Origin of the sequence: Oceanobacillus jeddahensis (assembly GCF_000750635.1) — a bacterium.
Lineage (GTDB): Bacteria > Bacillota > Bacilli > Bacillales > Amphibacillaceae > Oceanobacillus > Oceanobacillus jeddahense.
In genome coordinates this window covers 193,607-206,059 of record NZ_CCDM010000004.1, presented here as the reverse complement: position 1 = coordinate 206,059, position 12,453 = coordinate 193,607, and the positions used below count along the sequence as shown (strand labels likewise).

Here is a 12,453-nt window from a genome sequence, read left to right as displayed (position 1 = left end):
CCATAAAAAAACTGCACTCCGACGGGAATGCAGTTTGTTCGTATGTATGAAAAAATGTAGCATCAATAAAACGATTGACATACGGTCCACTACACTTCCCCACGCTGGTATTATCCAGATCGGGTATTAAGGGTCAGGTTTTCACCTTCTCAGCTATTTAAAAAAGCTCCCCTAGTGAGATTCGGTTTATGCAGTTGTTATGGTAATTCATATCATAACTAAATTTATATGAGTTGTAAAGAGGCTTGAGAATTCCTGAAGTTTAAAAATTAGTTTCTAACAGGATTACTTTATTTTTCAATATTCCTTTTATTATCAAGTGAAATCTTTAGAATCACGAGCAGTAAAAAGAAAATCATTAAATCGAAAAGTCCAGGTAAGTTTATCCCTGTAAGTATCAAGTCTATAAGCGGGTAAAATAAGTACATGACACCGATAGAAGCTATCATGCAAAATAAAACGGTTAGAAATACATCCTTCATAATTAGTAAACTCCTTATGTATGAAAATATGAAAGATCCAGTATATCAATATTTACATATATTGACTAGACATGTTGAATAACAGTGTGGTAAGAGCCTAAGAACAAAGCTTTTCTACCGTACAAACATGAAAAAATCCTTTATAATAAGAATTAAAAGAGAAGGGAGCGGTTACGATGGATATTCAAAAAATAATTGTTGTCAGTCCCATGATAGAGGAACTGAAAGCATACATAGAACACGAGAACCTGGATAAAGAAATCCGTTATGTTACGGAAGATATGTTGACTGAGAAAGAGCTGGACTGGGCTGATGCTTTCTGCGGATTTCAAATCAAGAAAGCTGCGGACTACAGCAAAGTGAAGTGGGTACATTCTCTGGGAGCCGGTGTCGATGGCTTTTTGTATAATCAGAACTGGAATGAAAACGTATTATTAACACGGACTGTTTGCTCGTTTGGACAGCGGATTGGGGAATATTGTTTAAGCTATATATTAAGGGATAGTCAAAATCATCAAGCGTTTGCTTCTCAGCAGGAAGAGAAAGTCTGGAAAGAAAAAACTCCTGTATTATTGAGTGAGAAGACAGCTGTGATTTATGGGACAGGTGAAATCGGCACCAAAGTGGCTGAAATTCTATCCGGGTTTGGAATGAAAGTATATGGTATTTCTTTAAGCGGGAAGCAAAAGCCTGGTTTTGAGAAAGTTATAGCCGTGGATGCATCATTTTCTATACTAAAAGAAGCAGATTATGTCATCAATACACTGCCATTAACTGATAAAACAGCAAATTTATTTAATAAAGAATTATTTAATCAAACCAGTAATATTGGTTTGATTAATGTGGGAAGAGGTGGATCTGTTGTTGAGGAAGATCTGATCAGAGCTGTGGAGAAGGAGCAGGTACGCTTTGCCGTATTAGATGTTTTCCAGGAAGAGCCGCTGCCTGCATCCCATCCTTTTTGGGAACATCCTGAGATAACCGTCACCCCGCATATATCGGCTGTGACAACGGCAAAAGAAGCCGTAGATTGTTTTGTTACCACGTTGGATAAAGTGGAAAAAGAGCAATACTTGGCAAACGAGGTAGATGTTCAAAAAGGATATTGACAACAAGTGAATATAGAAGGATTGTAAGAGGAAAGAAAATGGAATATGAACAAATGAATATGTAATGAAGGGGGGAGGGAGCGGATTCCCCCTTTTTATGATTCTCTGCGCAGATTGTATTTCCAAAAATGATAGATACCTTTTAATATTTTGACCAAGATGAAACCAGGAATCCATCCAAATAGAAAAACGAGCAAATCAAAGGAAAAAACGGTAAGCAACAGAGGTGGCGTGTCAACAAATAACGAGACAAACCATACAGGAAGGCTGTGTCCAATTAATATAACAGCAAAATAAACAATAGGCAGATACCACTTTGTATAAGCTCTCCAAAAAACAAGGATAATGGGCAGCAATATATTCAGAATAAAAACACCAAGAATAAACAGAGACCCCATCACCCATACATTATCTTCATCGACCGGCTGCCAAGGCATGACTGTAAATCCGAGAATAACAGCGTAGATGAACAGCACTACTCCAGTTCTGAACTCCCACTTTTTTGTCTGTTCTCTAATATCCATATCAGGTTTTTGCTTGCCGGAAGCTTTCTCAGATTCGGGCTCCCATGGAGGGAAAGGGTTTCCTTGTATTGTTTCACCTAATGTTATCGGTAAATTTTTGCCATTCCAAGGTTTACCCTCCAGCTGGTTAAAATCGGCAGACATCTTTTGAGCATCTAAGTAAGCAGGACGAAGATCATGATACGTCTTAAACAATGGGATACCTTTATCATGAAAGCGGTCAATCCATTGGTAAAGTTCGTTATTATCAAAAAATTCGATAAAGCAAATTTGATTATTACCGTATTTTACTACCATAAAAGCACCGGTGTAGAACTGAACAACCCTGTATTGAGACCGGTCAATCATATTATTTCCTACAATGATTTCATGAATGGAATCAAAGGGTACAGCTATGTTCTCTTTTGTACCTGTCCTAAGATCTCTTTTAACTTGGAAATATCCTTGTTCATTTAATTCATAATCAACTTCGTATCTTTTCATTTTTTTTATGAAATATATAATCAAAAAAATCAAAAATGCAAATCCAATTCCAACAAAAAGCAGGGTAGAAGCAAGGATCCAGTGAGGTGGCTCGGAAACAAGATAATAGATACCGCCTCCACTGGTAATAATGCAGATGATTATAAACAGCTTCATCACCCGCTTAAGAAGTCGTGTCGTTTCCTGTGGTGTCTGAATGGTCCCTGTAATGGGTTGATGCAGGTTATTTTTCATTTAGATCTTCCTCCGCTCGGTTATCACTCGAATAATCTATATAAAATAATGGCTGAGTTTATACTCATCGTAGCATATCCTTATTTGGTTATAAAACGAAACTTCTCTCAGTGGGAGTTTTCGACGCACAACTCTTTACGATGGGACGAGTAACCGCAGCAACGATTTTAATAGACCGAGTAATCGCAGGTCTCAATGTTGTCAGGTTAGTACGACCGCTGCGACGGGTTATAGTGGGGTGAGTAATCGCAACCCCAGAAAAACACTACGCTTTCCGTGGGCTTGAGCTCAGCCTCCTCGAAAAAAAGAAGAGCACTTTTTTTCTGCGGGGTCTTCCCACTGGGACTGCGATTACTCGCCCCACCGAAGACATTTGCGCATTCCCACAGGAGTCTCCGTATTTTTCCTCCGCTAGATAGTTGTTGTTATCTATCTGTAACCAATAAAATATTAAAAAAATCATTAACCTGACAACATTGGTAACCGCAGTCCCAGCCCCAACCCCAGGACGTCGCGACCTTAGTCTGCCGTTCTTCTCCCACTGAGTTAGCCTAAGTGATTCAGGGAGTTAGCTTACTTGATCTCCCGCCTAAATAAATTTATTTTCAAGCTTTATTTTGAGGCGGGAGTTTTACGGACGGGTTCTCCGTAATAAATGATCAGGAAAAGGGAATTTGCAAGTAATCTATTAGTGTACTGCTAAGAAAATATGAAGTGTGTTTAAATATATAAATTAAGGAGATGAATATAAAAGAAGCAAATTTCATAATTTTAGTTCGTTCAAGGAGGAGTTAAATTGAGAGTGCAGGATAAAGTAGCATTAATCACAGGTGCTGGAACAGGGATTGGAAAAGAGACAGCTCATTTATTTGCAAAAGAAGGCGCAAAGCTTATTTTGACAGATGTGAATGTAGAAGGTATAGAAGAAACAGAAAAGGAAGTAAAAGAGCTTGGAGCAGAGGCTATTTCGATAAAGCATGACGTCAGTAAGGAAGAAGACTGGCAAGACGTTGTTAAAAAGAGCGTTGATCAATTTGGAACAATTGATGTCCTGTTTAACAATGCCGGCATCTATATCATCAAGCCAGTCACGGAAATTGAATTAGATACTTGGAACAAATTAATGAATATCAATGTAACAGGAACCTTCCTGGGCATGAAGCATGTATTGCCAGTGATGCAAAAGCAAAAAAGCGGTTCGATTATTAACGCTTCCTCTGTCGCAGGACTTGGCGGAGCTCCTGGACATGCATTATACGGTGCAAGCAAAGGTGCAGTCCGTATTATGAGTAAGGATGTTGCGATGGAAGTCGCCAAAGGCCAGATTCGTGTGAATTCGATCCATCCCGGTTATATCGATACACAAATGGCGGACTATGGAGCAGAGCAGCAGGGAAAGACCGCGGATGAAGTCGGTAATACGTATCCGCTTGGTCGTTTAGGGAAACGGGCAGAAGTAGCCAAAACAGTGCTGTTCTTAGCATCAGATGATTCGTCGTATACAACAGGTGCTGAATTTCCGATTGATGGCGGTTCTACCAGCTCGCTTTAATTCAATTTCTCAAAAAGAAAAGGCTAAGACCTGACCAACCAAAAATAACTAAAAAATGGTTCCGGTTATCTATTGTTGATAACCGGAACCATTTTGTATTGGATTATTTTCATAAGCAGTTGATAGATATGCGATTGTAGTGGTGCATTTTCTTAGCTTATAAGTTGAAAACAATCGGCATCCAGAAATACACTGCAGCGGTAATAACCACAACGGATATGATATTCAACCATACCCCGGCTTTAGCCATGTCGGAAACTTCTAAATATCCAGCGCTGAATACTGCTGTGTTCGGCGGAGTTGCAACAGGAAGCATATAACAGGATCCTGCTGATAATGCTGCGGCTGCCATAAGTGGAAGCGGATCAATTCCAATAGCAATCCCCAACCCGACAGTCAGCGGCAAGAATAGGTTCGATACAGCTGTATTTGAAAGAATCTCCGTAATACTAAGTACAAAAACAACAAGCAGTAGTAGTACAAAGATATATTGCATTCCTTGAAGCATTTGCAGTACTTCTCCGATAGAATCATTCAAGCCAGATTCACTAAATGCTGTTGCGATAGACATACCTCCTCCGAAAAGAAGGAGAATTCCCCAAGGCAAATCCTTCATGTCTTTCCATTCAAGGATGCGTTCTGCTTTATGGGAGCTTGGCAGAAAGAATAAAAGTGCTGCCCCAAAGACAGAAATGGTCGCATCATCCAGCTCATCAAAGAATGTACCGATGTTGTCAGGTATGAATCCGACGCTGGAAACAAATGGTGATACAATCCATAACGTGACTGTGATTAAAAAGACAATGCCAACCTTTATTTCATCTGTAGTAAGTTTGCCAAGTTTATTCAGTTCATCTTTAATGAAACTCAATGCACCATCAGCTTCTTCGGAGGCTTTAACTTTAAATTTAACCTTTGTAAGATAAAAATATAAGATAACTAACAAGATAATTGCAATAGGTCCTGTAAAGAACAGCCATTCCGCAAAGGTAACTGTCCGGTCAAGCTGTGAAGATGCAATTCCCGCTAAGAGGGCATTCGGAACGGCAGATACCAGCGTCGCAAGACCACCAATTGTTGCTGCATATGCGACAGCAAGTAAGATACCTTTTGAAAAATAATCAAAGTTTTGTCCTTTAAGTATTTCTTTATCCCTCACTTCATCAATAAGTGCGATAGCAACTGGCAGCATCATCAAAGCAGTTGCAGCATTGGAAACGAACATGGAAATTCCTGCTGTGGCAATCAGGATTCCTAGTATCATACGATTGCTTTTCGTTCCAATCATTTTAATCACATTGAGTGCGATCCGCCGGTGCAGATTCCACTTTTGTATAGCCAAGGCAATAACAAAACCGCCTCCGTACATAAAAATAACAGAGCTGCCGTAAGCAGGTGCGACTGTATCAATATCTGCACCGTGAAAAGCAGGAAACAGGACAAGCGGCAATGCGGAAGTTGCAGCCATTGGAACAGGTTCTGTAACCCAGAAGGTCGCGACTAACAGTGTTACTCCCAGTACTACCTTCTGCTCGTGAGGTAAAACGTTTTCAGGAATGAGGAAATAAACGAGGGCAAATAATACCGGCCCCAGAATGAGCCCGACCCAGTTACGTGTTGTATAATGCGGTTTGTTTTCTTGATTTTTTTCATTATTTTCTTTGGATGCCATTATGATACCCCCTTTGTTTTATGTAAAGATAAAGCTTCGTTGCGTGGTTATAAGATTAGCAGCTTGGATTATTTTAATACCGGTCTCTTAATGAACACCAAAATGTATGAATGACGCCATAAAATAATGGGGTTATTTCCGTTATATGCTCCTGAGAAATGTATCCTTCAAGCTCTCTTTTAAAAATTTTTAGCGGATGAAATCGATTTGCTTTTTTTGTTTCCCCAACAGGGTGATTTGCCTCATCTAAGATGACATGTTTTCCACTTGCTTTTTCATGAATAGAAATTTTAGGGAAGTCATCAATATGGACATTGACTTGTTGAAATTGCAGGAGGTTCCCTTCTGGTGCTTCCATCTCTCCAATCTCCTGATTATTTTTGTAAACCTTCCACTTATAATAACCATCTTTAAAACTGAATGCTTCTTGTTCAATAGTAATAATATCTTCTGTTTGTGCTGAACGGACCTCGATATTAATATCATTACTAGGATGATGGACTCGCTCTTGACGAAAGAAAATATGCATAAAACCAATCACCTGTCTACCTTGTTTCAGTTGCATTTCTTTTGTAGATTTTCCTATAGCAGGTGTTTGGTAAAAGAATTCTAACATCTGTTTATCACTCCAAATTCCCAATAAATAATAAATCTGCTGGGATTTCTTGTAATACTATTCCCAGCAGATTTATTGATAAAACTTGGTAAAAGATAGTTTTAATTTGCAATCAGGTATAAAGTGAATCTTCCTTTCTTTTTAGTAAGATCTTCTTTGATGGATTAACGCTTTTATTTCGTTGATTATTAACTGAGGCTGGTCGGAATAAAAATCGTGACCGGTATGTAAAGCAAAAAGAAGCTTAGCATCTTTATAATAATCTTGCTGTTCAATGATTAATTGATGCCAGGTTTCTTCCAATAATGCTGCCTCATCTTTAGGGATGCCGCTTTCCACATGATCGGATATACTTTTTTTCTTATCACGACCAATAATCGTTACTGGAAATGCGTCCTTGACAGGTAAAGATTTAATGATTTCAGCATCTTTTTCCCAATTTGAAATCTCTTGAATCATGGTTCTATATAATGAAGGATTTGTGTAAAATGCAATTAATTTTTCTTGCGTCTTTTGCGGAAGCTTTTTTTGACTTTCCGTTAACACAGGTGCTAACTGCCCTAAAAGCTCGATGGAAGATAATGCTGCATATTCTTTACATTTTTCAATCCATGCAGCATCCGAATCATTTTCGTTTAGATAGGGTAAATCTAATCGGTCCAGCTTATACAAATCTACAGAGGTAGAATCTAATAGTAATAAACCTCTAATTTTGTCCGGGTATACTTTTGAAAAATGCTGTGCGCATAAGCCGCCATAAGAATGACCTATTAGAAGGATAGGTTCGGTTATATTTAATTTCTTTAGGATTTGCATGATTTCTTTCGTAACGTTTTCAGTAGACTTTTTTGCAGTGGTGTATTCACTTTTACCTAGCCCTGGACGATGGTACATGATGATTTGATAGTTTTCCGCAAGAGCAGATGTAATTTCTTCCCATTCATAGAAGGGAGATCCCATTCCGGATAATATGAGGATTGCTGGTTTACCTGTACCCTGATGTAAGATTTCTAACTTATGGCCATTAATATCGATAAAATTCAAAGAGTCACATCCCTTGATAGCAATTTGAAATTTTTATTTTAAGTACGTATTCAAAAAGTCCGATAAATAGGACCAAGAAGTTCAAGGCGACGTGTTTTTTCCGAGCGGAGCGTATGCTTTATAATACGTGAGTATCGGAAAAAACACGTCAACGCAGAAATTCGCCGTGTCATTTTTATTGGACTTTTTGAACATCCTCTTTAATACTAAATTAAGTTTATCATATGAAGCAGGTTGATTATCCTTATTTTTTTCTCTAAATTTGAAATTACTTATCGTATGGATTGGAAACTTTACAATGGAAAGTATTATTCTTATAATTATGAAAAGTCTACTTTGGAGGGATTAAATGGCTAAAAGAGAAAACCGTACATTTCACTGTAATCGTTGTGGACGTTATCATACAGAATATGAAATGGATAACTTCGAAGGGAATTTCTTTCATGATTTTAGCGCCTATTTTGGGTATGGCAGTCCATACGATGATTGTTTCTTTGAATTTACTTTATGCGAGCTATGCATGTTCGAAATTGCGAAAGATTTCAAACATACCCCAATGATACTGGATAAAGATCCGTTTGCGCCGCCAGACGAACAGGTTGTGCCATTTGATTATAACGAATTTCAGAGAAGGCGAACTGAAACAACCCCCTATTATAAAAAGTTATTTATAGATAATTATAACGATATAGAGAATTTACCAAAGAAATAAAGAGATTATAAACCTGCAGTTCGAGTTCGCATTGAACAGCAGGTTTTATCTGCTGAGCAAACAGTAACAATAAATATAATTAAGAAATCTCATTATTCATGACAAATTAGATGCTTATCCTATATAGTGTAATTAGAGATATGTCTAACGTGATAAGAGGCGAGTTTTAATGACAAATAATGAACCAAAATTAACCAAAAAACAAATAGCAATATTAGAAGCGGCAACAGACCTATTTGCAGAAAAAGGCTATGCTGGGACATCAACAAGTGAAATTGCCAATAAAGCTGAGGTAGCAGAAGGAACGATTTTCAAACATTTTAAATCAAAAAAAGGGCTACTGCTGGCAGTCGTTTCGCCAATGATGGTGAAATGGCTTGCACCAATGATAAAAAAAGATCTCAATAAGGTGCTTGACCAGGAATTTGAATATATTCAAGATTTTATCCGGGCGATGATTGAGAACCGAAAAGAATTTATCAAAAAAAATTTGCCGATGTTAAAAATATTAGTGCAAGAAATCCCATTTCATCCCGATTTGAAAGAAAAGTTTATTGAATATGTAGGGAATGATATTTTTGATAAGCTGCGGGAAATCGTCAAGTATTATCAAGACAAAGGGCAGTTGGCTGATATGAAGACAGATACAATTATACGTACTGTTGCTACATCTATCTTATCGTATATTGTGGCGCGTTATGTATTTCTTCCGGAGGCAAATTGGGATGATGAAGAAGTGGAGACGGAAAGAATTATTCAAATACTGGAAAGTGGGATTATACAGAATAAATAACAGGGAATCAATACCTTTTATTTCTACTATCTTCAAGATCTCCAGACTTCTTTACAGATGTGAAGTTCTAAGAAATGATTAACATGCTATTAAAGGAAACAAGTTCACTGCTTTCGTTTACTATAGCTTTAAAATAAAGGATGAAGTAAAATAGTTTGTGTAGAATCTTTGAGACAAAGAAGAGGTAGGTTATCTTCAGAATTAGACATAAAAAAATAAAAATGAGAAATCTTACTATGTCTCAAAGTATAACGGTTAATAAGTTTATGGGTTAACTAGACCTTGTGCGTGATTTCGTCAAAGCTCAATGAATATAATGGATGAAGGAAAACAGTTCCTTGAAGTTGAACAGCCTGAATTCGAGCGGGGTAAAAATGGTTATTATAAACGGACCCTTGACGTCAAACGCGGCATAACCTTATTGACACTACCGTTATTATTTTAAAAATAAGGAAGCGTATCATGTCCTATATCATAATTTTCGTATTTGTTACTGCTTTAGAGGTAGTATACTCCGTTTTTGATGAAAAAGTAAAAACAAGTTGGGTTTATTCTATTTTTAGAATTTCTTCGGTTTTCAGCTTACTAGTTGTAAGTAGAATACTAGAAGGTTTTTTGTTTTTTTTAGGGATTATTGTTGTACCGATTGTCTCTATTATTATTAGCCGTTTATTTTTTGCTGAAAATAAAATAACAATTAAAGATGATATCCTATTTTTCTTTGTTATGGTGATTTTTGTATTAGTGATGAGATATTAGTGAAAGATATTATTTTACGCCATCTCATTTGGATGAATTATGGTTAAATTATGCAGTGTATGATAGTGAAATATCACAATATATTGGAACCCTTCAAGCGACAATATTCATGACCGATAAAAAGGCATCTGTTGCCTACATTTTAAATTCAAATTATTGGGGAAAAGGATATGCTACACAAGCTCTGTCGTTGATGATAAATAAATTAATAAAAGAATATAAGATTGTTGAATTTGAAGCGTGTATAGATACTAGAAATACGAAGTCGATTGAATTAGTTAATTGTTTTATGCTATACATACATGAACGTTCTTAAGTTTGTTTCTCCAATTAGTGAAGAGAAAGACAACATCCCTTTTTTAGAGTATTGTCTTTCTGAGAACATGCTATTAAGGAAAATTTCATTTTGATAATTCTTTCGCCATATACCATCTACTAAATTCTTCACACCACCCAATCGGAAGGTTATTTATTTTTGTCTGCATGACAGGCTTTGCATGGTTACTTATCACAATAGAAGCTAACCCCAGCTTTTGCTGTACGATATGGCGTGTCAGTTGTAATTCCACTACTTTATTTTTAGTAGATAGGAAAACGCTTGTGTTAAAACCACCCGTCTTAAACTGGACCATTGATTTGTTTATCGTATAGCGAGTCTGATAGAAATAAAGCAGTCTGGACACCATTATCAGGATGAACATAAGAATGGAAAGAATCCACCAAGGTACTTCCAACCCTAAAAAGTCAGGTTTGACATAATAAAGAAAACCTGTCGCGATTATCCAAAACCAACTGGGCTTTAACATCTGAATCCACCAAGCATTTTTAGGCAGACGATTCATTACCGAAGTTACTTGATAGGAGGGTAACATCTCTTCAACCATTGTGTATGCGCGTTGTACAGGAAGAAATGGATACAATCTGTTCACTTCTGCATCTTCTCTTCCTGTACTTCCTGCACAAATTAATTTTATTTCGGCAAGACCGAGAATTCTTTTTATCACTGATTGATGTATATGTACAGCTTGCACATTTACTTTTGAAATGCTAAAGGTAGTTCTCTCCGAAAATCTCTGGGTGATATAAATTTTTTCGAAATCAGAAGTAATTTCATATTTACCATATCGATATATCGTTAATACACCACCGGCTGCAATAGCCACTAGTATCATCAAGATCAGGAATATGAGCATGACCCACCATGGCCACGAACCCAGAATATCGGTAAACACATCTTCCACCTTTCCGCCGATAGAAAATAATTGGATGAAGTTTGACATCAGCGACCATGCAATGGGAAATACTGCTATAAAGCTAAATGATGCCAGGGAAGCTTTGAAAATATCATAGGCTGTCGGCGAGAAGTGGACGACACGATTTGCTTTATCCTTATCTGTCTGAACATTTTCAGATGCCGGGTCCAACAAATTTTCCTCATCATTATGCTCTGAAATGTTAATGTCCTTTTTTTCGCGAATATATTTTTCGATTTCCTGTACTTCTTCCTGCTTTAAAACATGAAATATTATGGTACTATTACCTCCTGTGGTGCTCGTTTCTAACGTCAATGAAGTCATATGGAACATGCGATGAAATAAAGTTGCTTTCTGTCTGGTATGTTGAATCGTTGCATAAGGTATCGTACGGCTGCTTGTTATCAAGAATCGCCGGTTTAGCTGTAAGTTTTTATTTCCGATTTTAAATTTGCTTGTCAACCATCGCATTGGAATAGCTAAAAGAATAAACAGAAATAACAAAACGATGGCAAAACGTCCATAAGTAAATAGCCAAAAATCAGAATTTGCTCGAATAACAAATAAAAAAAGAAATAAGAAGAACATGTTTTTGATCAAGCGCCAAACATCATAGAGCATAAGCAAGGGATGATAACGTTTCTCGTGATTCATGCGTCCCGCTCCTTCACATTCGCATAGCTTGCGATTTGCTGGCGAAGTACCATTGCTTCTATTTCATCTAAGGGAGGAATGGTATGCCGTGTTGTTATCGTGTTGACCTTCAGCTGATAAAGTTTATATTTTCTTAATAATGGTCCTTGATGAATGGATACGGATTGTATTTTCGTCATGGGTATCACCTGATGTTTTTGGAAAAGCGCCCCTGACCGTAATTGTAAAAATTCCTTGCTAACTCCAAAACGCCAATGCTGATAACGCCTTTTGAGTTTAAAAGGGGAGAAGCCTATATCGATAATCGTAAACAAAATCAGCCCCATGATTATCCAAGCTATCCATTCTTTCCATGAAAAATAGTAGCCTAGATAGAGTAATAGACCAAGTATACATAAACCAATCGCATTCGATAGTATTTCATTAATAAGCCAAACTTTGATACTGTCTTTGGACAGCCTGCGTTGTGGTGCCGGAATGTCTTTCATCAAATTAAATCACCTTTCATTTCTTCTGCTGTATTATGCAGACTTTATCACGGAGAACCGCCCGTAAAACTCCCGCTG

At 37.3% G+C, this 12,453-nt stretch carries 13 protein-coding genes and 1 riboswitch; of the genes, 6 read left to right on the top strand and 7 right to left on the bottom strand.

Features of this window, described 5'->3' with window-relative positions; all coding sequences use genetic code 11:
* Nucleotides 1–79 precede the first annotated feature (79 nt).
* Nucleotides 80–183: riboswitch (TPP riboswitch) on the bottom strand.
* 107 nt (nucleotides 184–290) lie between these two features.
* Nucleotides 291–482: a hypothetical protein gene (locus tag BN986_RS17645; RefSeq protein ID WP_040982586.1), complete on the bottom strand. Its 192-nt coding sequence runs from the start codon at nucleotides 480–482 to the stop codon at nucleotides 291–293.
* Between the two features lie 176 nt (nucleotides 483–658).
* On the opposite strand from BN986_RS17645, the gene BN986_RS17640 reads away from it, so the two are divergent.
* Complete coding sequence (locus BN986_RS17640; RefSeq protein WP_040982584.1) at nucleotides 659–1,591, top strand: D-2-hydroxyacid dehydrogenase; 933 nt, start codon at nucleotides 659–661, stop codon at nucleotides 1,589–1,591.
* Nucleotides 1,592–1,686: 95 nt separating this feature from the next.
* On the opposite strand, the gene BN986_RS17635 is transcribed toward BN986_RS17640, so the two are convergent.
* Nucleotides 1,687–2,832: a hypothetical protein gene (locus BN986_RS17635; protein WP_040982582.1), complete on the bottom strand. Its 1,146-nt coding sequence runs from the start codon at nucleotides 2,830–2,832 to the stop codon at nucleotides 1,687–1,689.
* 796 nt (nucleotides 2,833–3,628) lie between these two features.
* Between BN986_RS17635 and BN986_RS17630 the strand changes: the two genes are divergently transcribed.
* Nucleotides 3,629–4,384 (top strand): SDR family NAD(P)-dependent oxidoreductase, encoded by a 756-nt coding sequence (locus BN986_RS17630; protein ID WP_040982580.1) that lies wholly within the window; start codon nucleotides 3,629–3,631, stop codon nucleotides 4,382–4,384.
* A gap of 157 nt (nucleotides 4,385–4,541) precedes the next feature.
* Here the strand turns inward: BN986_RS17630 and BN986_RS17625 are convergent, their stop codons facing one another.
* The 3 genes from BN986_RS17625 to BN986_RS17615 form a co-directional block, all read right to left on the bottom strand.
* Entirely contained in the window at nucleotides 4,542–6,056 is a 1,515-nt protein-coding gene (locus tag BN986_RS17625; protein ID WP_081922250.1) for an SLC13 family permease, read from the bottom strand.
* A 73-nt stretch (nucleotides 6,057–6,129) separates the two neighbouring features.
* Nucleotides 6,130–6,672: a hypothetical protein gene (locus BN986_RS17620; protein ID WP_040982578.1), complete on the bottom strand. Its 543-nt coding sequence runs from the start codon at nucleotides 6,670–6,672 to the stop codon at nucleotides 6,130–6,132.
* A 141-nt stretch (nucleotides 6,673–6,813) separates the two neighbouring features.
* Nucleotides 6,814–7,716, bottom strand: a complete 903-nt coding sequence (locus BN986_RS17615) for an alpha/beta fold hydrolase (protein WP_081922249.1) — start codon at nucleotides 7,714–7,716, stop codon at nucleotides 6,814–6,816.
* A 349-nt stretch (nucleotides 7,717–8,065) separates the two neighbouring features.
* On the opposite strand from BN986_RS17615, the gene BN986_RS25820 reads away from it, so the two are divergent.
* The 4 genes from BN986_RS25820 to BN986_RS17595 all read left to right on the top strand — a co-directional run bounded on the left by BN986_RS25820 (nucleotide 8,066) and on the right by BN986_RS17595 (nucleotide 10,296).
* Nucleotides 8,066–8,428 carry a hypothetical protein gene (locus BN986_RS25820; protein WP_052400874.1) on the top strand — a complete coding sequence of 121 codons (363 nt, stop codon included), beginning with the start codon at nucleotides 8,066–8,068 and terminating at the stop codon, nucleotides 8,426–8,428.
* A gap of 169 nt (nucleotides 8,429–8,597) precedes the next feature.
* Nucleotides 8,598–9,221 carry a TetR/AcrR family transcriptional regulator gene (locus tag BN986_RS17605; protein ID WP_040982574.1) on the top strand — a complete coding sequence of 208 codons (624 nt, stop codon included), beginning with the start codon at nucleotides 8,598–8,600 and terminating at the stop codon, nucleotides 9,219–9,221.
* Between the two features lie 462 nt (nucleotides 9,222–9,683).
* Nucleotides 9,684–9,980: a hypothetical protein gene (locus BN986_RS17600; protein ID WP_040982572.1), complete on the top strand. Its 297-nt coding sequence runs from the start codon at nucleotides 9,684–9,686 to the stop codon at nucleotides 9,978–9,980.
* Nucleotides 9,981–10,008: 28 nt separating this feature from the next.
* Nucleotides 10,009–10,296 (top strand): GNAT family N-acetyltransferase, encoded by a 288-nt coding sequence (locus BN986_RS17595; protein ID WP_052400872.1) that lies wholly within the window; start codon nucleotides 10,009–10,011, stop codon nucleotides 10,294–10,296.
* 85 nt (nucleotides 10,297–10,381) lie between these two features.
* On the opposite strand, the gene BN986_RS17590 is transcribed toward BN986_RS17595, so the two are convergent.
* Together BN986_RS17590 and BN986_RS17585 are read right to left on the bottom strand one after the other, a co-directional pair.
* A complete protein-coding gene (locus BN986_RS17590; RefSeq protein WP_040982570.1) occupies nucleotides 10,382–11,887 on the bottom strand; it encodes a PH domain-containing protein in 1,506 nt (501 codons plus the stop codon).
* A complete protein-coding gene (locus tag BN986_RS17585) occupies nucleotides 11,884–12,375 on the bottom strand; it encodes a PH domain-containing protein (protein WP_040982568.1) in 492 nt (163 codons plus the stop codon). The genes BN986_RS17590 and BN986_RS17585 overlap by 4 nt, the downstream gene beginning before the upstream one ends.
* Nucleotides 12,376–12,453 lie beyond the last annotated feature (78 nt).